The following is a 23226-nucleotide window of genomic DNA, read 5'->3' as shown; positions in this document are numbered from 1 at the left end:
ACAAAATTACCGATGGTAAGATACGGCGAAGCTAGCTCAGTATAATCAACCCAGTATGTTGGTAAGTCAAATAGCCACCAGCATTACTTCACAAGAGAAGGGCGACTGGGAGCGGGCGGAACGGCGTTCATTTTTCCTAATGTTGGAACCAACATGGGCAGATGCGCATATACTTTCTATATACTAATGTCGGGAGGAGACAAACTTGTATCAAGTACCTTCTTATTGGAGAAATTCATACTATATGCGGGTCGATTTTGTACCTATCTGGAGCACAGGATTTCCGAAAGCAGTACAAATGATAAAGGAAGCGGTACAAGGGGAGCGTAACGATGAGCTGTTCTACGATGAATTAATCCATTTGGCTCCCTCACAAGAGCAGGTAGCTATTATTGAAAGCATCCGTAACGATGAACGTGGCCACAATAAAATGTTCAGAGAGATGTATCTGACTTTGACAGGACAGGAAATTACAGGCATCAGTAGTGAGCAATATGAGAGGGTGAAATCCTATACAGAAGGTCTACAACGTGCCTTGATGGGAGAATTGGGTGCGGTGGAACGATACCGCAACATCTGGTTTGGTTTGCCTGCTGGCATCTATAAGGACACGGTGTACGGTATCATATTGGATGAGCTTAAGCACGCTGCCAAATACAATTATCTGATTACGTTGAATCTCAAGTAGCTATTGACCGAAAGTCAATACTATTCAACATCAATTGGTTGCTGGATTTTATCCTTATATTCATCCACATAGAGCTGACCGTTGCTGCCTTTAACGGCATAGAATACGTCCTCTAACTTTTTGCCGCGAGCCTTCAATTGGGATAGCAGCCAGGTTTCGGGAATATGGTTGGAGTTTAAATTGCCATGCAAAAGCTGTCCGTCGATTACAAGTTCAATTGGGAACTGTGCGGCATTACCTGCATTCAACTGCAGATCTTTTAATGTCACGGCTTGCAGTTCCTTTTTCTTTTGGGCAGATAGTTTTCCGTTAATCTCAAGGAGGGCGTACTCCACTTCTTCTATATTAAAAATATCTTTCTCGCGAAGTTGCTGGTTTAAAGAATCCAATGTCATATTATTTTTTTTTAAGTTATCTTCGAGAATGAACCCTCCTTCTATGAGAACGGTGGGTGTTCCCTCTGTCCACATCTTAAAGTTTCTGAATTTCAAAAAAAGCTTGGCTAAAACATAAGAAGTAATTGTAAAAACGGACAGGGCTATTAATAGGTGGACAACTTCTATTTTTTCGTTAAATGCAAAGTTAGCAGCCATAGCTCCCAATATGACTGCCGTCACGAATTCATGAAAGTTCATATTGGAAAGGGTTTGCTTCCCCAATATTCTCCCAATTATCATAAGGATAACGAATGCAGAAAAACTTCTGATCAAAATAACGAGATGGTCCAATGTAAAAACCTCCTTGTTTAAAAATTGCAGGTATTCAGTATATAGGTTACCCGCTGCACTAGAATAATATACCAGTGGAATTAATGCATAAATGCTTTGGAACTGCTAACTGCTAATCCTATCAAAACAGCCCCGTCAAGAATACTTTTTGAATAAATCCATAAACTTGATATACTCTGTTTACAGACATGACTAAGAAAGCCTTCTGTTTATACAGAAAGTTTCTGAATTAATATGGTATTTTACAGGCGATAAGGCTCGTTTTTACTAAGGATGGCGTAGAGCCATTTTCCACCTCACCCTGAAGGCAGGCTTGTAGGACTTTTAGAGCCGTTTCCGAGTAAAGGTCATAAAATACGGGTTCATATTCGGAGAATACCTGATCTAGCAAAGCCCAAGCATTTAGCTTTGCTTGCACGTATAAGGATGTTACAAATTCATGCTGTCTGGTCACATTTTGAAGCTCCGTGTGGGCTTCATCACATGCCCGATGCGGCTTTATATCACCGTGGTAGAACATTTCAGCTAAGTGCCAAGCGTCTGCTGCATCTGTCTTAACTTTGCGTAGCGTAGTCCCCCGAGCTCGCTTGGACTGCAAGGGATTCACAATGAAATGTGCAATTTCTTCTCGTATGAGAAATGCAACAAGCCCACGATGATTCGAACCTCATAGCTTCGCTTGTTATACGGGATCGCATGCCCCAACCAGCTCAAACATGGTCGTTGGTGATAGTGAGAGAATAGTTTTCTTGACGGGGTTATTTATTCCCCTAAAACCACCTAGTTCTTCCCGGCTATCGTCATCTTAAAACACCTATCAAAATAGGCCAACCAAAATTTTTGGTTGACCTAATAATACGAAAACCACCGGGAATAGGTTGGCCCCTGATCCGGTGGTTTTTCATACGCAGTATGAAATTCTCGCCGTGGTCGCCCACCGGCCTTTGTCAGAAAGTCGCGATGTGCAACAATCGCGGCTATTCTTATTTTACCCGGGTATAGCACATTTCATCTTCAATGGGTTCATTACCTACCGTTCCTCGTAAAGAAACGCGGGTCACAGTTACCGCAGTATCATCCAGCAGAATCACCTTTTGATCCAGAACTTGAATATCCGTAAAATGTAATACACCTGAACGGTGAGCTTCCAAATCGGCTTCTTTGTCCAACATCTGTCCAAAGTGATTTACAAATATAAGATCATCATAAATCAGTTCATCCAGGACCTTCACATCGCTGGATAACATGGCTTTACGAAGCTTTTCCTCGGATTCAATAATATGATTTTTCTGCATTTGAACAGACACCCCTTATGATTACGATCAGTAAGTATTTAAGAATAATTATGCATCTGCCAAAATCTCGTTACCAATGTCTCCTAATTTGTCACATCTGTAAACAGTTCCTGCGCAGTGCGCACAAATAACTGTACGGCCAGAGAAGCATTGTGCAGGGATGGCACGGCGATACCGATCTGGCGCGTAATCAGGGGTGTGGTTTCCTTGACAGTCAGATCATGGGGGAATGTGGACAAGGAGAGGGCAGAGACGATCCCCATGCCCAGTCCTTGTCGAACCATGCTGACTAATGTACTGACATTGTGAGTGGTGAAGCGTGCCTGCAACTGGCTTTGTTCACGCTCGAAGCCTTCCATAATGGCAACCTCATGCCCGCCTTTACAGAAGATCATATCCTGCTGGTTCAAATCTCGAATGGCGATTTTGCTTTGTGATTGTAATGGGTGACCGTCCGGCAGGAGAATAACCATATTATCCTGACATAAAGGGATGACATCCACCTGCGGATCTGGCAGCAGAATGATACCTGCTTCAATCTCTCGGTTATGCAGCCATTCCTTGACTTCGTTGGTGGAGCCTTCATGCAGATCGAATATGAGGTTCGGGTAATGCTGACGAATATGATGTATGATGGGGGGCAGAAAATAGGCTGAGGCCGAAGGGAAGGCTCCGAGGGTGATGGTGCCAACGTCTAGCCCTTTTTCGGCGGCGACCTGCTGCTCTACTTTTTCCATGCTTTGCAGCATCATGCGGAATTGCAGTAGTACCTTTTGCCCGATATCCGTCAGCAGTACGCCTTTTTTCCGGTCACGCAACAATAGCTGGACACCTAGTTCACTCTCAATACTGGCGATGGCATGGCTGACTGCGGGTTGCGTCATATGCAGCTCATGCGCAGTTTGGGTGAAGTTTAGCGTTTCAGCTACACGTACAAAGATCATAATTTGGGTAATGGTCATAAGCGAAAGGTTATCTCCCTTATCGAAAACATTCATTTTATTTATTAGTGCCCACAGTATACGCTAGTAAAGTGAAGCTTTGCAAATGGCTGTAAATGATTATAGCCGTATGAAATGAGCGATGATCATCGCTAGAGGAGAGGAAGACATCTATGAAAACATTAACACCTAAAGCTACGCTGTGGCTTGTATTGATATTAGTGATGGTGTGGGGAATTAACTGGCCGTTGACCAAGCTGGCTTTGCCGGATATACCGCCGATTTTATTTTCAGGCATACGTACGCTGCTGGGCGGGCTAATCCTGCTTATGTTTGCTATGCGTCACAGGGAAACCTTGCGTTTGAGGCAGAATGCGTGGACCTATCTCGTTCTGGCGATACTTAATATTGCAGGCTACTATGGCTTGCAGACGGTGGGGCTACGATATTTGCCTGCCGGGTTATTTTCCACTTTAGTATTCCTACAGCCGATCTTGCTTGGATTGTTCTCCTGGTTGTGGTTGGGTGAGCGCATGTTTCCGATGAAGGTCATTGGACTGGTTCTTGGCTTTGGCGGGGTGATCGTGATTAGCTCCGGAGGGATGGCCGGGCATTTGTCCGTCTTGGGTATCGTGCTGGGGCTGGCCTCTGGACTGTGCTGGGCACTCGGAACGATTTATATGAAGAAAAAAAGCAAGCAGTTGGACTCCATTTGGGCGGTGACGATGCAGCTCATTTTTGGGGGAATTATACTGAATGGGATTGGACTTACGACGGAGAAATGGAGCGATATTCACTGGACCCCCTCCTTTATCGGTATCTTGCTGTTTATATCGGTATTCGTAATTGCGATGGGCTGGATGATTTATTTTAAACTGATCGACAACGGAGAAGCAGGAACGGTTGGCTCCTATACATTTATGATTCCGGTGCTGTCTACGATCTTTAGTATGGTGATACTCAAGGAGTCGCTTACCTTGACATTCGTGGTGGGATTGGTGTTGATCGCGGGAAGTGTGTATCTGGTGAATACGGATTCACCTGGAAAATGGGGCAACCGAAGCTCAAGGGCCAATGAAACGAAATCCTGTACCAATGAATAGAGAATGCGAAAGTAGGAAAAATATACTAGATTATAAAAGAGGGCCATAGTAAAATATGACTATATAAATAGAGAGGAAGTTTGTTATGGGGGAATTAGGCAGTCATACTCAGTCTGTGGAGCCGCAACCACAGGCTGTTCGTAAGCTCGCGGTTGTAGCCACGGTCATTTCAGGAGTAGCGGTACTAGGATGTATAGCCTTGGCGGTATGGAATTATAATCTGAATACGAAGGTAAATACTTTAACGACAGCAAATGCTTCACTCAACAAGACTACGCTAGCATTAACGAAGCAACAAAACGATACAGAGGCGCTGCTGCAACAGGTTAGATTAGCAGCCAACCTGTCGTCCATATCGCATGCATTGGAGCAGACTTCTGTCGTTACGGATGATTTTGTATTGGAAAAAGTGACCTTTGATGTAGCAGAGAATGGTACATTGAAGGCTGTGCTTTTAAATGTGAACAATCAACCGAATCTTGGTTTGGGTGGTGCTTATCAGGGTTATGGTAAATATAATATGGCGTCTTCTACTTTGACGAAGAAGGCGGAGGAAGTCATAAACATAGCTATGAAAGAGTACGGTACATCTGACAAGCTTCCGGTATGGGATAAGAAGACGACGGTGGAAATGACGGTCCACAATTATCCGCTCGGAAAGCGGGAAGGCGGCACTTTCAAGCTTACCAGTCAGCAATAGGAGGTACCTTATGAAGGATTTTGATGTAACTAAAGCCAAGTATGATCCGAAGCAGGAAGATCAGGTGAAAAAGGGATTTTTCAAAAAGGTGAAATCCACGGCCGGGAAGGTTCCCTTTGTGAAGGATGCGGTGGCCATGTACTATTGTGCGATAGATCCTGAAACGCCTCTTTATGCCAAAGGGGTGGCCTTCGGGGCCTTGGCGTATTTTATTTCACCCTTGGATGCCATATCGGATGTTATTCCGATGCTGGGCTTCACGGACGATGCGGGTGTCGTGCTGGCGGCCTTAAAAGTGCTGGACATGCATATCAAGCCTGCCCACCGGGAGAAGGCGAAAGAATTTCTTTCTTGAGGATTGCTTAAAGAGTGGGGGAACTAGGTGATGGATAGATACATACCGACAGCGAGGGAACGCTGGCAGATGAGACAGAGTGAGCCACAGCCGCAGGGCTGGGTGCTTGCTTTGTTTGGCTGGATTTTTGCAGGATTGGGGCTACTATTAAGTATTTTAGTCATTGGTAATCTGTCGGCTATTCTGGGTTTAGTCTTCGGCATTTTGACGAAACGGATAGAGCAACGAGATACACAGGGCATCCTGATTATCGTTTTAAGCTCCGTTGGGATCGGCATCGGGTTGTTGATTTTTATTATTTTTGGAGCACAAGGTTTTGTGGAAGGCCTGATAAGAGGTTATAATGAGCATTATCAGTCAGGGAGGTAAACGGTATTGAGCGTCATTATTTCACAGCAGATATCAGCAACGGGCGTGAAGGAATACACGAAGGTGATTAAAACATTTGATTCCCATTTTGCACCTTTGGTTGGACAGAAAATCAGGGATACGGCTTTTGGCGATATGCAATATTATGATGTCGAGGACGTGTTTATTGATCTGGCAGAGAACGAATATTGGGTGATTTTACCTGCGGTTCTGCTGCATACCGATGATATTGAGGATGTACGGGATGCGGTGCGTGAGTATCGTTCACATGGTTGGGAATGTACAAAACCTGTGTAAATCCATACTGCATAAGCAACTATACGGAAGCGTCTTTCTTTTGCGAGATAGGCGTTTTTTTGTGTATTGGTGTATAAATTTTTCCTAATGATTGGCATGAAAAGAAAGAATTAATGCTGAAAGTGCGCAAATTGTATCATTTTTTATCATAAAACGACAAGTTGGGAAATGAAAACGGACTTAATGTGTTATACTTAGTATATCAAAGGACAAGAGTCTAAAACGACCGGTAAGGCCCTTTCTTTGAAGAGCCTCGTAAGGTTCAACGTTTATCCAAAATAAATGGTCAAAAGGAAAAGGGGAAATGCTAACGTGAGAGTGAATTTGAAATTTACGAACAAAGGGCAAGTTGCAGTCGAGAAGTTCAACAATGAGGAGCTTATCGAAATCTTTACCCGCTATATTAAAACGTTAAGCAAGAAGTATGATATCTCGGTTACTGTACCGGAGGATCTGAATGAGCAGATCTTGGCAGAAGGCACCGTGAAGGTCGTGCTGGATAAGATTAATTGTGACATGGACGCTTTTTTCAAGGAGCTGAGCCGGGATATTAAGGTACCGCTGGTCAAAAGATTGGGTACCAAATTGGATAACGTGTTTAAGACCGAGGTCGTGGAGCAGGAACAGAACTAAGCACAAGGATCAGGCGAGTCTGAATGATGATTCGCAATATGAAATCATAAAACCTCCCGAATGGGGCGCATGGCTAGGCAATGTGCTCGTTCGGGAGGTTTTATATGTTTAAGCTGCTCTATTCAGCAAGAAAACATGCAATGTCGGCCCGTTAGCGGGTGGTGGACGCAAGGCGCAGCTTGGCTAAATCAAACGAAGGAACCAGCCCTTCCTGTGCTGCCCGTCCGAGCAGTGCTTCGATGGCCGCGTATCCACTGTCGCCCAGATTGGCGGTAAAGTCGTTCACGTACAGGTCGATATGTGATTGGGCCACATCCGGAGACAGCTCCTGCGCATGGGACAATACATACTCGCGTGAGGCCTCGGGATGCTTCCAGGCATATTCGACAGAAGCGTGTATCCAGCCTGCGATCGCATCGAGATCCAGAGAACGACGTGCAATAATGGCTCCAAGCGGAATCGGGAGCCCCGTATCTTCTTCCCACCAGTTGCCCAGATCCACTTGCTTGCTGAGACCGTAGGATGGATACGTGAAACGTGCCTCGTGAATAACCAGCCCGGCATCCATATGTCCATCACGGACAGCAGGCATGATCTGGTCGAACGGCATCACGACAATTTCACCAACCCCTCCCGGCACATGCTTGGCCGCCCACAGGCGGAATAGCAGATAAGCCGTGGAGCGTTCGCTCGGCACAGCCACGCGCTTGCCGGACAGTGCTTCCGGTCCTTCCGCCGTGGTGCCTTCCTTGGTCAGCACGAGCGGACCGCAGCCCCGGCCGAGCGCGCCGCCGCAAGGCAGCAGGGCGTATTCTTTCAGCACCCAAGGGAGTGCAGCATAAGAGATCTTCATGACATCCAGCCCGTTTGGCGTTACCGCCAGATTGTTGGTGATGTCGATATCGGCGAATGTGATGTCCAGCGAGGGTGCGCCCGGAATTAATCCATGCGCCAAGGCATGGAAGACAAAGGTGTCGTTGGGACAAGGTGAAAAAGCAATTTGCATCTATATAACCTCCGTTAATGTAGAGAATACGGCTTCCAACGCTTGCAAGGCCTCTTTGATCCGCCAGGCAGCGCGGTCACGTGGGCCAACTGCATTGGAAATCGTGCGGATTTCCATCACGGGCAGCCCCAGCTTGTTCGCCGCTACCGCTACCCCGTAGCCTTCCATTGCTTCCGCAGCGGCTCCGGGAACGCGCATCACCAGCCGTTCTGCCGTAGCCGCCGTACCTGTCGCTGTCGTGACGGTCAGGATCGGCCCGGCGACAGCTGTCTGTCCGGCGGCGCGTAGCGCCTCAACGAGCCGCTGCGTGGTTGCGCCGTTCACGCCGATTCGGCTGGAGCCGAATCCCAGCTCGTCCACGCTGCTGAAGCCTTCCGCCGTCTCGGCTCCAAGATCGACCGCGATGATCGCGTCAGCGACGACGACGCTCTCCAGTGCGGCGACATCCACGAATCCGCCGCCGATTCCGGCGCTGATGACAAGGCGGTAGCCACCGCCAGCCAGCGCCAACGCGGTCGAAGCTGCTGCGGACGGAGCGCCCACACCAGCCAGTTCTACTGCAAAGCGGCTGTCGCCTTTCAGCCCGCGCAGCACGGCTTCCCGTTCGCCCTCAACCGCGGTTATGATCAGGATGCGTCCGTCTGATGTTGTATGCTCCATCGGTTGATTCCCCTTTTAATTTAGATCATATGCTACTTCATCATACTGCTTTTTGAAATTATGTTCAAAAAATAACGACAAAAAAAGCGCTCTGTGGCGCCTTTTGGATAAACCTGCAATATGTTCACAAATTGAAAGCCAGCAGAATCGCTGCCTTAAATAATAACGATCACCCTGTGGTAACAGTTGGATATCAGTTATTTTCAAGGTGAAAAAGCAATTCTAATCTGGAAGAACAGTACAGGCATAGCATATAATAATTATATCGGCTGATCCTTGGTGATCAACTGAAACATCGTGATATTGCGGTCATAATGGCTTTGGGTCCCATCCTGATTGCGCACCCGAATCATCTCGCTGCTGAACAATTCGATATATCCGCTGCCAATCTCGCAGTATACGCCCGTCGGGTCCTCCTGCCAGACTGAAACGAGATGCTGAGACAGCGCCGCGGTGAAAAATTCGATGTTTTTTTGCAGTACGCGTGGCGTTTTCTTGGGTTCCATAACGTAAATCCTCCTATATGATGCCATTTGAAAATGAAGCAATTGAACGTGGCTGGTATGTGACAAGTAACAACATGATAAACATGAAAAAAGTACGATTCGACAATCTATCAATGAAACAGACGTAAACACTGTACCCTTTAATACTATTTTTGTAAAGTATCCGAGTGACCTTTTCAACATCAGGCTGCGTTTTACACACATTTTACATTGTGTTTACACAGCTATGATGCTAGTGCGTTTCATCTAATAGTACAATAAAGCATAACTATACTGCATGATTGATGGAGGCCATATGTTGATAGAGAGTCAGAATAAGGATAAAGATAAAGCCGGGTCAGAACGCTACTTTAATCGGGATTTAAGCTGGATTGAATTTAATCGCCGTGTGCTTCAGGAAGCGCAGGATACAGATACACCGTTGCTGGAGAGAGCCAAATTTTTGGCGATTGTGTCCAGCAATCTGGATGAATTTATGGCTGTTCGGGTGGCAGAGACGCGGGAGAAGATCAAGGCCGGTTTTATGCAAAAGGACTTCACCGGATATACCCCCTCTGGTTTGTACAAACGGCTGATCAAGCGCACAGTCTCAATGGTATCGGAGCAGTATCGAACCTACCGCGAAATTTCCCGCCTGTTGACGAAAAAAGGGATTTTGCTGCTTGAATATGAGGGCTTGAATGCGACACAGCGCAAGTCTCTGGATACCTACTTTCATGAAATTATATTTCCGGTGCTGACGCCGATGGCGGTCGATCAGAGCCGTCCTTTTCCACTGGTTCATAATAAATATGTATATTTGGCAGTTGTACTGAGACGTCAAGGGGATACGGAGGAGGATAAGCCGTTTTTTGCCATCGTGCAGGTGCCTTCCAATATTCCACGTGTCGTGTCTGTGCCGCTGCGTTCCAATAGCAAGAAGAAATCATTCATTTTAATTGAAGAGCTGATCAAGCATCATATTCAAACGCTGTTCACAGGTTATGTGCCAGAATCGGTTCAAGCCTTTCGTGTCACGCGCAATTCCGATTTGTCCATTAATGAAGAAGAAATCGAAGATTTGCTCGAAGAGATTGAAAAAGAGCTGCGTCGCAGAAGACGCGGTGCGCCAGTAAGGCTGGAAGTGGAAAAAGGGATTAATCCCTTTGCTCTGATGGAGCTTCAGCGCGAATTCAAGTTGTTCGATCATGTGTTTGAAATGGACGGGCCGCTGGATTTGACATTTCTATCGTCCTTTGCCGATCAATTGGAAGGGTATTCGCATTTGAAGTTTCCGGCAATCAAACCGGTGTATCCGGAAGAGTTGCCCCCACAAGAGGATATCTTCAACGTACTTCGCAAACGGGACGTGCTGGTATATCATCCGTATGAGTCGTTCGATGCGGTAACGGATTTTATCATTGAGGCGTCAGAGGACCCGGATGTGATGGCGATCAAAATGACCCTGTACCGAGTCAACGGGGAATCCAAGCTGATACCGGCACTGGCACGTGCGGCTGAATCAGGCAAGCAGGTCACGGTGGTGGTGGAATTAAAGGCCCGTTTTGATGAGGAGCGTAATATTGCTTGGGCGCGTACGCTTGAGAAAGCAGGCTGCCATGTGGTGTACGGGCTAGTCGGTTTGAAGACGCACGCCAAAATCATTCTCGTGGTACGCCACGAGCGTAACATGCTCAAACGATACGTGCATGTGGGGACTGGCAACTACAATGAAAGCACGGCTCGCGTATATACGGATATCGGGTTATTCACGTCAGACCCGGTCTTGGGCGAGGATGCCTCCGAGCTGTTTAATGAAATCACGGGCTTCTCCGCACTCAAGACGCTGCAAGCTTTTACGGTGGCTCCGACGGGAATGAAAAACAAGCTGTTCGAGCTGATCCGCAGGGAAGCGGAGCAAGCACTTGCAGGCAAGCCCGCCCGGATTATCGCCAAAATCAACTCCTTATCCAGTCAGGAGATGATTGATGAGCTGTATGCTGCTTCTCAAGCAGGTGTGAAGATTGATTTAATCATTAGAGGGGTCTGCTGTTTGCGTCCCGGAGTGGAAGGCTTCAGCGAGAACATTCGGGTTATCAGTATTGTTGACCGTTTCCTGGAGCATTCCAGACTGTTCTATTTTGAGAATGCGGGGAATTCGGAGCTATTTCTCTCCAGTGCGGATTGGATGACTCGTAATTTGACTCGTCGGATTGAACTGATGTGCCCGATTTATGATGACCGGATCAAGGGAATGCTGTCGGACATTTTGCATTTGTCCTTGAGGGATAATGTGAAGGCGCGGCAGCTTCTGTCTAATGGCAGCTATCAGTTTGTGACAAGAAACGACGAAGAGGCCCCTAGGCGGAGCCAATCCGAAGCCATGAAGGTTAGAAATTGGAAGAAGGAAGAATGGACCACGACAACGTAAGGTTCCATGCTTTTTGAAAATCTTTGGCGACAGCCTCCAGCTCCCGCTGTTCCAGAATCGGTTCACCCATGCTTTCCAGACGAAGATGCAGCGCATCGTCACCTGTGGTGGGATTGATGCTGGTGATGATGCCGGATTCGCTCCGATCCATGCCGATCGCAAGCTGGAGCAGGGAGCCCAACCGATGTACACGTTCTTCGTCGGAAGGCTCCAGAATATCGGCATGTGTGCGCAACAGTCGGGGCGTCCGATTCTTGGGATGGTAGTCTGCGATCAGCGCAGCCAGCACCGTTTCCTGATGGGATAAACCGCCGATGCCCGCATGTAGGATCCAGAACACGGAATGCTGGCGGAAATGATAGTAATTTAAGGCAGCTCCGGTTTTGTACAGCGTTGCGGCGGTCAGCAGCAGACGTTTGTCCATCGCTGAGGATGATACGTCAGCCCATACGTCAACGAGTTCGTCATAGAGTCGGACAGCGTACTCGTTAACCCGCTTGACGTGCTCTTCGCTAACCGGGACAGCGAATGAAAGTATATTGCGGATCGACGCGATGAGCGGATTGTCGACCACAGGCTTTTCGGAATTGACCAGTTCATGAAACAAACCGTCACGCAGACCCGCTCCGCTGACCCAATAGGTGGAACCATGAGCGGCCTCGAATATCGTTTTCAAGATAACTAGCCCCGGTACAATAATGTCGGCTCTGTCTTTGGACAGGCCGGCTGTTTTTTTGCGTTTTTCATAGGGAAGATGGGGCAGACTGACATAAAAATAATCGACATCTTCTGTCGTCATTTCGTAATGGTGCGTCACGGGCAACGAGTAATCCTGCCGCTTCTGATTGATTTTGGCCAAGGTACGCAAGGTACCGCCCAAACCGATGAACGGCAGGCCCGGATTGGAAAAGATCCAATCATGGTCTTGCAGGGAAGAACGGACGAAGCTCTCCATCTCCTCGATCTGCTGAGAGGACCATTCACCGTTCCTGACCTCCTGGCCAAAGCGCGAATTCGTGTTGACCGCGCCAAAAGGAAACGATACGGTATGAAGCCGCTGTCGCTCGCGGAACAGCGTAATTTCGGTACTGCCGCCCCCGATGTCAATAATAATGCCGTCGTTTACATTCATGGTATTGACCACGCCCAGAAAGCCCGCATAGCCCTCTTGCTCTCCGGTCAGTATTTCCAGCGTTAAGCCCGTTTCCTCCGCGATCCATTGGACGATCTCATCTGAATTCGCCGCATTGCGGATGGCTGCTGTCGCTGCTGCACGCATACGAAGGACCCCGTGCATACGGCATACTGCCTTAAATTGATTCAGTAATGGAGCAATGCTCCGAACAGCTTCTCGTTCCATACGTCCATTCGCCCCGACCTTCTCGCTCAGTCGTGCAGCTTCCTTGCATTCCTGCACAATCCGGTAGGCGCCTGTCTCTGTCATTTCATAGATTACTAGACGAATGGAGTTTGATCCAATGTCCATGATGCCGATTTTGCTGTTCATGGTATGACCTCCTTGTCGAAAAAAACGATTTGAGCGTAAATTTCGCTGCTCTGTGCAAATGGTAGTCAGATTATTGTCATTGTACCAGTGATATCAGGTGCATGCTACCGTTGACAGGGATCTTGTCGAAATGGACTTGGTCCTTGGACGATCATACAAGAATAGCTGGTTGCTGTTGAGTATGTATAAGTATACCTCACGGCGAAAGGAGAAAGGGTATGATGAGACAACTAGCAAGCAAATGGTTAAAGACAAAGGCGCTGCTGCACCATCCACATACCGCTGTTTATATACCGGAAACCAGTCTGTATAACGAGGAACAGTTGCGTATGATGCTACGACAATATGCTTTTGTATTTATAAAGCCCGTGAAGGGCGGCGGTGGAAGCGGAGTCATGCGTGTGGCTAGGGGTCGTAGGGAATACACCTGCACACATATGGAACGCACATACCGGTTCAGCAGCTTTCAAGCGCTGGCTGTAGGAATCGGGAAGCTCCGGCTCCGGCGTCCGTATTTGATTCAGCAGGGTATTTTGTTGGCTACGATTCAGGATAGACCTGTGGACTATCGGGTAAAAGTGGTGAAGGAGGGGCAGAAATGGTTTTTCCGATCCGTGGTTGCCCGTCATGCCCGTCCCGGACTGGTCATTACGAACCTGTGCAAAGGGGGAACTCTGATCAAGGGAATGGATGCACTTCGGAAGATTTATCCCCGTCGGGTGGCTATCCGAAAGCGTCGTGAAATCGTTAATCTTACACAGCGATGCATTCCTGTACTGGAAAAAAGATTTCCAGGGATTGGACAATTGGGATTTGATTATGGACTTGATCCGAATGGACGGATATGGATTTTGGAGGTAAACACAAGACCCCAATAATTCTTGATTTTATTTAATTTAATACCATAAAATTCAATTTAGTAGATTGTGAATATAATATATTTGTGTAAACAATGAAAATTTTTTTTTATTTACCAGCGTCAAAATCCTGTGTATAAGTATTGTCCACATTATCCCCTGTCACATATAAGGCTTTACGACACTTACCAACAATTTATACACAGGATTTCCACAACATGCTGTGGATAACAGAACGCTTGTTCCGTTTTTGGTATTTTGATAGAATAGATTTTGAAATATAAGGAAAGGTTGTGTCGAGGATGGCTATGCTGACGGATGAAATGCTTTTGGATTCCTATCAGATGGCAATCGAGCTTAAACTTGAATGTGACTTCATTGCACTGTTGCTGGCTGAGATTCACAAAAGAAACTTAGAGATGAGTACAGCCGTAGTCCTTCATTAGACCGGACAAGCTCTCGTACTGTGACTGTGAAGTCATTCAGGGTTCGAATGGCTTTACGGACAATCATTGCAACGAATAGGCACACCGTAGAAAAGGGTATTTCACTCCAATAATTCAAATTTGGAGTAAAATACCCTTTTTTGTCATAGTCTAAAGTAGACTACAGTTTCATGTTACTACTGTGACCCGGGGACAGCTTGGCGTCCGGATCAACATATACCTTGGCATTGTTGACGGCCGTAGGGGCTTCACCAAAGCCGACAGCAATCAGCTTGAGCTTGCCTGGATAGGTTGTAATGTCCCCAGCGGCGAAAATACCGGGAATATTCGTTTCCTGACGGGAATCGACCACGATGGAGTTACTTTCGATTTCGATTCCCCATTCGGCAATCGGGCCGAGTGTGGATACAAATCCAAAGTTAACGATTACATCGTCCACTTCGATTTCCTGAGTTTCTTTGGTTTTTACATGAGCAAGAGTAACCTTCGTAATCAAGTCTTCCCCATGCAGCTCTGTAATTTCAGTCGGTGTAACGACGTTTACTTTGGAAGCGAGGAGGTTTTCTACACTGTGTTCATGCGCACGGAACTTGTCGCGGCGGTGAATCAATGTAACCTGTTCTGCAATCGGTTCCAGCATGAGCGCCCAGTCTACCGCAGAGTCGCCGCCGCCGCTGATCAGCACTTTCCGGCCTGCAAATTTGCTCAGGTCGCTGACAAAGTAATGCAGGTTCGTTTTTTCAAAACGATCTGCGCCCGGCAGTTCCAGTCTGCGCGGCTCAAAAGCACCCACGCCAGCGGTAATAATGACCGCTTTACCGTGATACTCGCCGCCTTTATCTGTTTTGACGATGAAGTGGCGTTCTTCCTTTTTCTCTAATGATACGACTTTCTCTTCTAACTGTACTTCTGGATTAAAGTGGTTCATCTGCTGAACGAGATTGTTGACCAGTTCCTGTGCAGTCACTTTAGGAAAGCCAGCGACGTCATAAATATATTTTTCAGGATAAAGGGCTGCAAGCTGGCCCCCGAGTTGGGGCATACTTTCAATTAAGGTGACGGATGCCTGTCGCATTCCCCCGTAGAAAGCAGCGAAAATACCGGCTGGACCGCCTCCGATGATAATCAGATCGCGGAGCTCCGCACCTGTGGATTGAGCTGTCACTCTAAAAACACCTCCGAAAGGAATAGTATGGATAATGGATATTGAATGTTAAATGTTGAATCAGCCGCAGAGGTAAGAAAGCCATCGAACGCATGATTCACTGTTTATCATTATAAACTGCCGGGTTCCGCTTGCAAAGTTTAAGTGATTAATATTTTGATGAAGATTATCTGGTGTGCATAAATTAGTCATGCAGGTAGCAAAGCTGTGAATATCAAAGATTACGTAAACCGGAAGGGGTAAAAGCATGGGCAGTATTCCCAAAATTGTCATTGTGGGCGCCGGGTATGGCGGTATTTTGACGGCTCAGCAATTGCAAAAGGAGCTCAAGCACAACGAGGCCGATGTCACGCTGATTAACCGCCATGATTATCATTATATAACAACGCATCTCCACATGCCTGCGGCGGGTACGGATACAATTGAGCATTCACGGATTCCGATTTCGCAGCTGATCGATGAGTTCAAGGTGGATCTAATCAAAGGAACGGTTAAGGAAATCATACCGAAGGAGAAGAAAATCGTGCTGGAGGATGGATCGCTATCCTATGATTATCTGGTGATCGGACTGGGTGGGGAACCGGAAACCTTCGGTATTCAGGGGATGGATAAGTTCGCGCTTACGATTCGAAGCATTAACTCGGTCCGCTTGATCCGTGAGCATATCGAATACCAGCTTGCTTTGTATAAAAATGACGGAAACCCCGGACGGCTGAATTTTGTGGTCGGAGGAGCGGGCTTTAGCGGCATTGAATTCGTGGCAGAACTGGCGGATCGCCTGCCACAATTGGCGAGAGCCTATGATATTGATTTTAACCGGATTCAAATCATTAACGTCGAAGCGGCTCCTACGGCATTGCCGGGCTTCGATCCGGAGCTGGTAGAATACGCGATGGAAGTCCTTAAGCGCAAGGGCGTTACCTTCCGCATCGGTGTTCCCATTAAGGAATGTCTTGAGGACGGCGTCATTGTCGGTGAGGGTGAGAAAATCGAAGCCTGCACGGTCGTATGGACTGGAGGTATTCGTGGTAACGGCCTCATCGAGAAAGCCGGATTTGAAGTGATGCGCGGACGGGTGAAGATCGACGATTTTCTACGCGCACCGGGCCATGACGACATTTTTATTATCGGGGACAGTTCTTTAATGTTTAATCCCGAAGGACGCCCGTATCCGCCGACCGCCCAAATTGCAATGCAGCAAGGGGTACTCTGCGCAAAGAATCTGGCAGCTACACTTCGGAAAAAGGAGCTGCACAAGTTCGTATTTTCCAATAAAGGCACGGTTGCTTCTCTTGGAAAAGGGGAGGCTGTCGCGGTCGTGGGCAATCGCAAAATAAAGGGCTGGATTGCCGCGCAGTTGAAGAAAATTGTGGATATCCGTTATCTGTTTATCATTGGCGGGATTCCGCTAGTGCTTAAAAAGGGACGGTTTTTCTAAGCTTGAGCATGACATCAAAAAATCCTATGCATTGAGAAGGTTTTCTTGACTCCTGGCCAGGGAGCTTGGAAACCTTTTTTATTAATGCGCCTCTAAAAAGAGTATTGACACATAACTATACGGCGACGTATAGTGTGGATATTAATTACAGAGGGGGCTTTCACGTTGTATTTTGATTTTAACTTCAAGGGTGATCCCAAAAAGATAAACTTATTGGCAGAAAAAATTCCCCATGTGGACCCCCAATCGTTGAGTACGCTAGTGCTTTTCATGCAGACGGCTCATGAAGTATACAATGGTGTGTGCTCCAGACTGTCGGAATATGGACTATCCATTGGAAGTCTGAAAATCTTAATTCCGCTGTATCTGCATGAACGTGCGTTGACTCCATCTGAACTGGCCGAATATTCAGGAGTAACACGTTCAACCGTAACCAGTGTAATCGACAAGCTGGAACGTGACGGTATCATCCGAAGAAGTACGCTGGAGGATCGCCGTATGACCGCAATCTCCTTGACTGAGGAAGGAAGACAGTTAATGACGGAAAGAATTCCGCTGTTCATTCAGCTTTTTTCCGATTTATTGAAGGAATTTACGAAGGAAGATCATGTCCACTTCGCGGGGATGCTACAGAAGCTTTCCACAGGTCTGGAGCGAATAAAACGGGAATAATACCTTTCCCGAGACCAATAGTTAGACGTCGTACTATCAGGTTGCGTACTTGTTTTTTAACTTTCATTTTCCGCTTATTATTAGCTAAATCATCATGAAGGAGAGTTCATAGCAATGAAAAAAAATATCATTGTGTACGTTATACTTATTGCCGCGTTAGGTACTGGAGGTACGCTGATGGCTATGAGCGGCAAGGATGCTGTGAGTATGGCTGCCGCACAAAAAAACACGTTACTTACCGCAGATACCGTAAATGTCGCTTTTCAGGGCGTTGGGGGAAGAGTGAGCACCATTGAGGTGAAGGAGGAACAACAGGTGAAAAAAGGCGATGTGCTCATGACCCTCGATCCTGTGGACCTCGACCTGCAAATTGAGAAATTAAAAACGGATATCGCGCAGGCTGATGTAAAAATAAAGCAGGCTAAAGACGGACTGCAAAACCAGTCGGAGAAAATTTCGACTTCAGAAAAACAGGGGCAACTGGATATTCAGGCTGCGCAAGCGGGAGAATCCCTGTTGAACCAAGGCACACGTGCGGAGGATATCCAAAAGCAAAAGCTGGCTATTGAAGCGGCGCAGCAATCGTTGGACGCATCTCTGACAGGGGTGGAGACAGCCAAAAGAAATGCAGAGATCGCGCAAAAGACAGTGACCTCCAGACAACAGGCGCATGAGTTGGCTAAAGTCAATTACAACCGTATCAAAGCTTTGTACGATGCTGGGGCTGGAACCAAGGCGGAGCTGGATAACGCCAAAAACCAACTGGATTCTGCCCAAATTACGCTGGATACAGCTCGGGATCAGGTGGAGATTGCCAATAATCAGATTACTGCGGCCAGCAAACAATCCGACATTGCTAAAAATAGTATCGCCCAGCAGCAAACCGCTCTGGAAAAAATGGAGGCAGGCGCAACCGCAGAGGAACGCGAACAGGCCCGCATCAAAACGGAAAAGGCCAAGGAAGCACTTACCCAGACCTCCCAAACACGTAAAGATGTTAAAAATAGTGAATACAATGTAGATCTTCTGGCTCAACAAAAACAGGCATTAACCGTTCAGCTCAAAACCTTGGAATTGCAGCGCGGACGTACGGTGCTGAAGGCATCCGCAGACGGTAAAGTGTCCCGCATTGTTCCCAAGATGGGAGAAATCGTTGCTACAGGGGCAACAGGCGTCGTTATTGAAACCAACCAGCTATACTATGATATTTATGTGAATGAGGATTCCATCTCACAGTTTAAAGCAGGGGGAAATGTGGCTTCACATGTCGTAGCTTTAGACAAAAATATCCAGGGCAAGGTGAGATACGTTACCTCTGCTCCGCAGTATACCAACATGAGAATGAGCCGGGATAAAGGTTTGGCTGATATAAGCTCCTTCCAGGTAAGGGTAGATGTTCAGCGAACACCTGAATTATTACCTGGAATGACGATAGAGGTTGTGACGAAATGAAGGCGTTTATAGAGGAATGGAAGCTGTTGATCAGCGGCAAGCTGGTATTTGTTATGCTGCTCGTCCCGATTGTCGTATCGGCATCTTTAGGGTTTGTTTTTAAAAATAATCAGCTTAACGATGCCTCTGTAGCTGTAGTCGATTTAGATCATAGCCATTATAGCCGACAGCTTATTAATAAATTAGATGCATCGCAGTATATTGATGTACGCCATGTGCAAGAGAACGAAACCGATCCGAATTTACTTTTATATAATGAAAAGTTTTTTGCGGTGATTTACCTTCCAGCTGGGTTGGAGGAAAATAGGATTAAAGGAGTTCAGAGCAACATCGGTTTTTATGTAGATAATACGGTAGGTCAGGCTACTGGAAATCTACGCTCGGCAGTCACAGAGATCATTGCCACGGAAAATGCGATGCTGGCTGGTGGTGGACTAAAGGGTATGGGAATGAGTGACAGCCAAGTTACAGGGCTTACCTCCAATATGCTGCTCCAGCAGCGGCTATTGTATAATCCAACCAACATTACGCTGATGACCTCGGTTATGGGGTTCATGAATACAATCATGATTTCGCTGATTGGTGCTGCTACGCTGACGATTGTTCCTCGCTTACGGGAGGAAGGACGATTAAAAGATGAGCTGCAGCATTCATACGGTCTGATTTTGAGGGTGATACCGTATGCGGTAGTAGGGTGTGTATCCTTTTTTCTATCCATTGGTTTGCTCAAGCAGATCGGCGGACTCCGTTTTGAGGCAAATATATGGCAAATGAGTATTCCGTTTCTACTGTACACGATTACTTTGGGTTTGTTTGCAATGGCTCTGGGATGGAGTGCTGCGAATCCGGGAAAAGCTTCCCCGCGTCTCATGCTGATTATATTGCCTTCGTTTATGCTGAGTGGTGCTCAATTGCCGGTAGCTATGCTACCTCCATCGTTGCAGTATGTAAGCAACATTCTTCCATTAACATGGCATTTCAAGTTTTTGAGAGGGATGGGATTCAAGGGCGGAAGCTTGAAGTATTTCATTCCTGAGGTTGGAGGATTTTTGATCCTGTTAAGTGGTTTGTTGCTTCTGATTTTTATTCTGATTGCTCTGGAGAAAAGAAAGCTGGCAAAAAGCGAGGATGCAGCTATAGTGGTTGAACCTGTGTTACACTAATATATAAGAATATGATTTTTCAGGCGCCCGTGAGGGGGCCTTTTCTCATCCTGTGCGGCTTTGCAGCATATAAAAAGGATTCCGCATTCCCTAAAGCGGGAGTTCACGAAATCCTTGGTCGTTTTATAGCTTTAACATGTCTTCAAATGTTTCTTCGTTCAGGACGCTGCCGACATAGAAGGAGCCGAACTCGCCGTAACGGGCGCTGACTTCGTCAAAACGCATTTCGTAGATCAGCTTCTTGAATTGAAGGGCATCATCGGAGAACAGCGTGACACCCCATTCCCAATCGTCGAAGCCGATAGAACCGGAAATGATTTGCTTCACTCTGCCAGCATAGCTGCGTCCGATCAAACCGTGACTGCGCATCAGAGTGCGGCGCTCATCCATCGAAAGCATATACCAGTTGTCGTCCAGATCGCGTTTTTTGTTCATCGGATAGAAGCAAATATATCGAGCCTTGTTCAAAACAGGCTTCAGACGTGCAACAATTTGCGGATTTTGCATCGGATCTTCGTCCTTGCTCAAATAGTTGCTCAGCTCGACCACACTCACGTAAGAGTAGGTTTTAGTCGTATATTTGGCAAAGGTTGTTTTGTTAAACTCATTTTCGAGTTTGTTGAGGTCTTCCAGCGTTTCGCGTAGATGCAACATCACAAAATCAGCCTTTTGTCCGATTACAGTATATACGGCAGAGCTGCCTAGACCTGCTTCCTCGGTAACACTCCATTCCTTCATAAACTCTTGGAGCTCGTCCAGCGCTCCGGCGCGTTCTTCATCGTCTGCTGTTTTCCATGCGGTCCAGTTGATGGATCGGAAATCGTGAAGTGCATACCAGCCTTCCAGCGTGGATGCTACTTCATTTGGCGTTGATGGGGGTTGTTGAGGTTGATGTTGGTTCACAATGGTCACTCCTTTTTCAAATCTGTAAATAATCATCGGCATGGCCGAAACATGTGCGTTGTAAGTATGTCCTGCGAATAAAAAATGTGTAATGCTTAACTATTATATTGTAGCCCAAATAAAGGATTTTCACCAATGAAAGAAATGTGAAGAATTTTATTTTTTCCGTGATGCAGGTCACAAGTTGTAAAAATAGTTAGTATTCTCGAAAAAAGGGGAACACGGACGAATGAGACTGCCAAAAAGGAGGACAATTGGACTTATTTTGCTGGTCTCAGCTAGGGGCAAGTATGATAGAATAGAAAAACATCTTGGTGACCGTTATGTCAGGAAAGGAAGAATGTTGGAATGCGGATGAAAAACCTGCTGCACTATACTGAGAACCACCGCTACTGCGTTTATCGGGAATTCGGCTTGAGCGCACTGGATGAATTGATGCTGGGAAGTGTCTATCAGCCGATGGTAGGCGCATTTGCGGTCAGCCTGTATCGGCTATTGTTCCAGCATGTGCCAGTCGGACAGATCGGTTATTCGCCGCTGGAGCAGCAGCGTCGTCTTTTTCTGACACTAGGGCTGGAGCCAAGCGAGAAGGGACGCAAGTATCTCATTGAACAGACCTCCAAGCTGGAGGCTGTCGGTCTGTTGCAGACGTCCAGGCTATATGCACCGGAAACGGATGATTATATGTATGAATATGAGATGCAGCCACCGCTTGCGCCTGCCGATTTTTTCAGAACGCAGCATCTTACTCTTTTGTTGAGAGACAAAATCGGCAAGTTTGCGGTGCTTTCTCTGCGAGAATCGCTGTGGAGCAGCGAATCTGCGGAATGGTCGCAATCTTCCTATAATAAAGAGAATATATCTATTCCGTTTTACGAGTTATTTGAGCTGAACACCCATGTCATTGATTACGAGTTGGAGCAGGCGCTGTCCGAGGTGTCTTCGGGTCGTCATAATGGGACTTTGGCCGCAGAGTCGGAGGAAGGGCTGAATTATGCAGACATCATTCTCCGTTTTCCACGCGAATCCGTTAATCGCAAGCATGTGGAACGCCTCCGCTTTGAGCACGAGCAGCTAGGCATGGTCAATTACGTTGTTCGCAAATTTGACTTATCTGTGCAGGACATCAGCCGCTTGCTGGATGAGGACGGTATCTTTACCGAAGCGGGCGATTTGCTGCTAGACGAGCTTCAACTCCGGGCCAGCCAGCATTCCAGACAGGATCGGAAGCGTCAGGAGGAACAGCAGGTGCAGGCCGCCAAAGTGGTTGCCTTGCGCCAGAGAGAAGCAGCCAATCCAGAAGAGCCGCCTGCGGAGCAAGCCGTGGAGATGGAATTTTATGTGGAGGTTCCACCACAATTCACAGCCAAGTGCGACATTCACCAATATAATATGATGCTGCGCAATGAGCCTTATCGACGTTTGCTGCAAACCTTTTTCCCGGGCACGGTTCCCGGTAACCTGCTGGATATATTCGAAAAGATTGATATCAGCTACAAGCTGCCCGGTGAAGTCATCAACGTACTTATCCATTATTTAATGTCCCTGCTGGTGTCAGGGAGCGATCAGCGGATCAACCGCAATTTTGTCGAGGCCGTTGCCTCCAACATGCTGCTAAAGCAGGTAAATACTTACGAAAAGGCCGTTCAATATATACGGGATCAGGCCAAGGTAAAAGGCAAGCAGTCCGCTGCTTCTCCTTCCGGTGGCCGTTCGCGGTCGTATGCCAAAAACAGCGGCCCATCCAAGCCATCCATTCCCATCGTACAGGATCATCCTTCCGAGGAATCCGTATCCGAGGAAGAACTGGATGAACTGCTGCGCCTGGCTGAACGAATGCAATCGGGTAAACAGAAAAAGGTGTAAAAATATTAAGCGAAGCCAATTCAAATATGTGTTGACTTTATGGCGGTCGGTAGCGGAGCGGGCAGA

General features: G+C 47.0%; 25 protein-coding genes. 15 read left to right on the top strand and 10 right to left on the bottom strand.

The genetic code is table 11. From position 1 onward, the window contains the following. The first annotated feature begins 205 nt into the window (after positions 1-205). The gene (locus tag NST83_RS19595; RefSeq protein ID WP_252361505.1) at positions 206-688 is read left to right on the top strand and encodes a ferritin-like domain-containing protein; all 483 of its coding nucleotides are present in this window, start codon (positions 206-208) and stop codon (positions 686-688) included. 20 nt (positions 689-708) lie between these two features. On the opposite strand, the gene NST83_RS19590 is transcribed toward NST83_RS19595, so the two are convergent. From NST83_RS19590 to NST83_RS19575, 4 genes are all read right to left on the bottom strand, one after another. After that, a complete protein-coding gene (locus NST83_RS19590; RefSeq protein ID WP_252361504.1) occupies positions 709-1416 on the bottom strand; it encodes a DUF421 domain-containing protein in 708 nt (235 codons plus the stop codon). Between the two features lie 229 nt (positions 1417-1645). Further along, positions 1646-2023, bottom strand: a complete 378-nt coding sequence (locus NST83_RS19585; protein ID WP_252361503.1) for an IS110 family transposase — start codon at positions 2021-2023, stop codon at positions 1646-1648. 376 nt (positions 2024-2399) lie between these two features. After that, on the bottom strand, positions 2400-2711 hold the full coding sequence (locus NST83_RS19580; protein ID WP_137060138.1) for a nuclear transport factor 2 family protein: 312 nt from the start codon (positions 2709-2711) through the stop codon (positions 2400-2402). 83 nt (positions 2712-2794) lie between these two features. Continuing rightward, entirely contained in the window at positions 2795-3673 is an 879-nt protein-coding gene (locus NST83_RS19575) for a LysR family transcriptional regulator (RefSeq protein ID WP_137060137.1), read from the bottom strand. A gap of 152 nt (positions 3674-3825) precedes the next feature. On the opposite strand from NST83_RS19575, the gene NST83_RS19570 reads away from it, so the two are divergent. The 6 genes from NST83_RS19570 to NST83_RS19545 all read left to right on the top strand — a co-directional run bounded on the left by NST83_RS19570 (position 3826) and on the right by NST83_RS19545 (position 7109). Continuing rightward, positions 3826-4755 (top strand): DMT family transporter, encoded by a 930-nt coding sequence (locus NST83_RS19570; protein ID WP_342415355.1) that lies wholly within the window; start codon positions 3826-3828, stop codon positions 4753-4755. Positions 4756-4840: 85 nt separating this feature from the next. Then, positions 4841-5455: a hypothetical protein gene (locus NST83_RS19565; protein ID WP_342415354.1), complete on the top strand. Its 615-nt coding sequence runs from the start codon at positions 4841-4843 to the stop codon at positions 5453-5455. A 10-nt stretch (positions 5456-5465) separates the two neighbouring features. Beyond that, complete coding sequence (locus NST83_RS19560; protein WP_342415353.1) at positions 5466-5810, top strand: YkvA family protein; 345 nt, start codon at positions 5466-5468, stop codon at positions 5808-5810. 30 nt (positions 5811-5840) lie between these two features. Further along, positions 5841-6179, top strand: a complete 339-nt coding sequence (locus NST83_RS19555; RefSeq protein WP_342415352.1) for a hypothetical protein — start codon at positions 5841-5843, stop codon at positions 6177-6179. Positions 6180-6185: 6 nt separating this feature from the next. Next, positions 6186-6476, top strand: coding sequence for a hypothetical protein (locus NST83_RS19550; RefSeq protein WP_342415351.1), 291 nt, complete (start codon positions 6186-6188; stop codon positions 6474-6476). A 312-nt stretch (positions 6477-6788) separates the two neighbouring features. Beyond that, positions 6789-7109 (top strand): hypothetical protein, encoded by a 321-nt coding sequence (locus tag NST83_RS19545; protein WP_014277849.1) that lies wholly within the window; start codon positions 6789-6791, stop codon positions 7107-7109. Between the two features lie 151 nt (positions 7110-7260). On the opposite strand, the gene NST83_RS19540 is transcribed toward NST83_RS19545, so the two are convergent. The 3 genes from NST83_RS19540 to NST83_RS19530 form a co-directional block, all read right to left on the bottom strand. After that, a complete protein-coding gene (locus tag NST83_RS19540; RefSeq protein WP_137060132.1) occupies positions 7261-8115 on the bottom strand; it encodes a 1,4-dihydroxy-6-naphthoate synthase in 855 nt (284 codons plus the stop codon). Then, positions 8116-8775: a futalosine hydrolase gene (locus NST83_RS19535; RefSeq protein ID WP_342415350.1), complete on the bottom strand. Its 660-nt coding sequence runs from the start codon at positions 8773-8775 to the stop codon at positions 8116-8118. It abuts the gene before it with no gap. 260 nt (positions 8776-9035) lie between these two features. Beyond that, complete coding sequence (locus NST83_RS19530) at positions 9036-9281, bottom strand: hypothetical protein (RefSeq protein ID WP_044645463.1); 246 nt, start codon at positions 9279-9281, stop codon at positions 9036-9038. A gap of 295 nt (positions 9282-9576) precedes the next feature. Between NST83_RS19530 and ppk1 the strand changes: the two genes are divergently transcribed. Next, positions 9577-11691, top strand: a complete 2115-nt coding sequence (gene ppk1, locus NST83_RS19525; RefSeq protein WP_342415349.1) for a polyphosphate kinase 1 — start codon at positions 9577-9579, stop codon at positions 11689-11691. Here the strand turns inward: ppk1 and NST83_RS19520 are convergent. Next, positions 11651-13198 carry a Ppx/GppA phosphatase family protein gene (locus NST83_RS19520; RefSeq protein ID WP_342415348.1) on the bottom strand — a complete coding sequence of 516 codons (1548 nt, stop codon included), beginning with the start codon at positions 13196-13198 and terminating at the stop codon, positions 11651-11653. The two genes, ppk1 and NST83_RS19520, sit on opposite strands and share 41 nt — an antisense overlap. A 221-nt stretch (positions 13199-13419) precedes the next feature. Between NST83_RS19520 and NST83_RS19515 the strand changes: the two genes are divergently transcribed. Together NST83_RS19515 and sda are read left to right on the top strand one after the other, a co-directional pair. Continuing rightward, positions 13420-14076, top strand: a complete 657-nt coding sequence (locus NST83_RS19515) for a YheC/YheD family protein (RefSeq protein ID WP_342418001.1) — start codon at positions 13420-13422, stop codon at positions 14074-14076. Positions 14077-14357: 281 nt separating this feature from the next. Beyond that, positions 14358-14501, top strand: a complete 144-nt coding sequence (sda, locus tag NST83_RS19510; protein ID WP_137060128.1) for a sporulation histidine kinase inhibitor Sda — start codon at positions 14358-14360, stop codon at positions 14499-14501. 160 nt (positions 14502-14661) lie between these two features. Here the strand turns inward: sda and NST83_RS19505 are convergent, their stop codons facing one another. Further along, positions 14662-15666, bottom strand: coding sequence for an NAD(P)/FAD-dependent oxidoreductase (locus NST83_RS19505; protein ID WP_342415347.1), 1005 nt, complete (start codon positions 15664-15666; stop codon positions 14662-14664). A 247-nt stretch (positions 15667-15913) separates the two neighbouring features. Between NST83_RS19505 and NST83_RS19500 the strand changes: the two genes are divergently transcribed. The 4 genes from NST83_RS19500 (at position 15914) to NST83_RS19485 (ending at position 20391) form a co-directional block, all read left to right on the top strand. Continuing rightward, positions 15914-17104 (top strand): NAD(P)/FAD-dependent oxidoreductase, encoded by a 1191-nt coding sequence (locus NST83_RS19500; protein WP_342415346.1) that lies wholly within the window; start codon positions 15914-15916, stop codon positions 17102-17104. Positions 17105-17269: 165 nt separating this feature from the next. Continuing rightward, complete coding sequence (locus tag NST83_RS19495; RefSeq protein WP_342415345.1) at positions 17270-17776, top strand: MarR family transcriptional regulator; 507 nt, start codon at positions 17270-17272, stop codon at positions 17774-17776. Positions 17777-17890: 114 nt separating this feature from the next. Next, positions 17891-19228: a biotin/lipoyl-binding protein gene (locus NST83_RS19490; RefSeq protein ID WP_342415344.1), complete on the top strand. Its 1338-nt coding sequence runs from the start codon at positions 17891-17893 to the stop codon at positions 19226-19228. After that, a complete protein-coding gene (locus NST83_RS19485; RefSeq protein ID WP_342415343.1) occupies positions 19225-20391 on the top strand; it encodes an ABC transporter permease in 1167 nt (388 codons plus the stop codon). Before NST83_RS19490 ends, NST83_RS19485 begins: the two co-directional genes overlap by 4 nt. 123 nt (positions 20392-20514) lie before the next feature. Here NST83_RS19485 and hemQ read toward each other — a convergent pair whose 3' ends face one another. Beyond that, positions 20515-21294: a hydrogen peroxide-dependent heme synthase gene (gene hemQ / locus NST83_RS19480; protein WP_137060122.1), complete on the bottom strand. Its 780-nt coding sequence runs from the start codon at positions 21292-21294 to the stop codon at positions 20515-20517. Positions 21295-21642: 348 nt separating this feature from the next. On the opposite strand from hemQ, the gene NST83_RS19475 reads away from it, so the two are divergent. Beyond that, complete coding sequence (locus tag NST83_RS19475; protein WP_342415342.1) at positions 21643-23160, top strand: helicase DnaB; 1518 nt, start codon at positions 21643-21645, stop codon at positions 23158-23160. Positions 23161-23226: the final 66 nt, after the last annotated feature.

The sequence above is a fragment of the Paenibacillus sp. FSL R10-2782 genome, assembly GCF_038592985.1.
GTDB lineage: Bacteria > Bacillota > Bacilli > Paenibacillales > Paenibacillaceae > Paenibacillus > Paenibacillus terrae_C.
Note: the sequence above shows the minus strand (reverse complement) of the source record. Positions and strands in the feature narration are given on the sequence as shown.

Coding starts and splice junctions, on each gene's coding strand:
- NST83_RS19520 (WP_342415348.1), bottom strand. CDS start 13,198: ATGAACAGCAAAATCGGCATCATGGACATTGGATCAAACTCCATTCGT.
- NST83_RS19570 (WP_342415355.1), top strand. CDS start 3,826: ATGAAAACATTAACACCTAAAGCTACGCTGTGGCTTGTATTGATATTA.
- NST83_RS19490 (WP_342415344.1), top strand. CDS start 17,891: ATGAAAAAAAATATCATTGTGTACGTTATACTTATTGCCGCGTTAGGT.
- NST83_RS19580 (WP_137060138.1), bottom strand. CDS start 2,711: ATGCAGAAAAATCATATTATTGAATCCGAGGAAAAGCTTCGTAAAGCC.
- NST83_RS19535 (WP_342415350.1), bottom strand. CDS start 8,775: ATGGAGCATACAACATCAGACGGACGCATCCTGATCATAACCGCGGTT.
- NST83_RS19540 (WP_137060132.1), bottom strand. CDS start 8,115: ATGCAAATTGCTTTTTCACCTTGTCCCAACGACACCTTTGTCTTCCAT.
- NST83_RS19475 (WP_342415342.1), top strand. CDS start 21,643: ATGCGGATGAAAAACCTGCTGCACTATACTGAGAACCACCGCTACTGC.
- NST83_RS19565 (WP_342415354.1), top strand. CDS start 4,841: ATGGGGGAATTAGGCAGTCATACTCAGTCTGTGGAGCCGCAACCACAG.
- NST83_RS19485 (WP_342415343.1), top strand. CDS start 19,225: ATGAAGGCGTTTATAGAGGAATGGAAGCTGTTGATCAGCGGCAAGCTG.
- NST83_RS19575 (WP_137060137.1), bottom strand. CDS start 3,673: ATGACCATTACCCAAATTATGATCTTTGTACGTGTAGCTGAAACGCTA.
- NST83_RS19515 (WP_342418001.1), top strand. CDS start 13,420: ATGAGACAACTAGCAAGCAAATGGTTAAAGACAAAGGCGCTGCTGCAC.
- NST83_RS19500 (WP_342415346.1), top strand. CDS start 15,914: ATGGGCAGTATTCCCAAAATTGTCATTGTGGGCGCCGGGTATGGCGGT.
- NST83_RS19560 (WP_342415353.1), top strand. CDS start 5,466: ATGAAGGATTTTGATGTAACTAAAGCCAAGTATGATCCGAAGCAGGAA.
- ppk1 (WP_342415349.1), top strand. CDS start 9,577: ATGTTGATAGAGAGTCAGAATAAGGATAAAGATAAAGCCGGGTCAGAA.
- NST83_RS19555 (WP_342415352.1), top strand. CDS start 5,841: ATGGATAGATACATACCGACAGCGAGGGAACGCTGGCAGATGAGACAG.
- NST83_RS19530 (WP_044645463.1), bottom strand. CDS start 9,281: ATGGAACCCAAGAAAACGCCACGCGTACTGCAAAAAAACATCGAATTT.
- sda (WP_137060128.1), top strand. CDS start 14,358: ATGGCTATGCTGACGGATGAAATGCTTTTGGATTCCTATCAGATGGCA.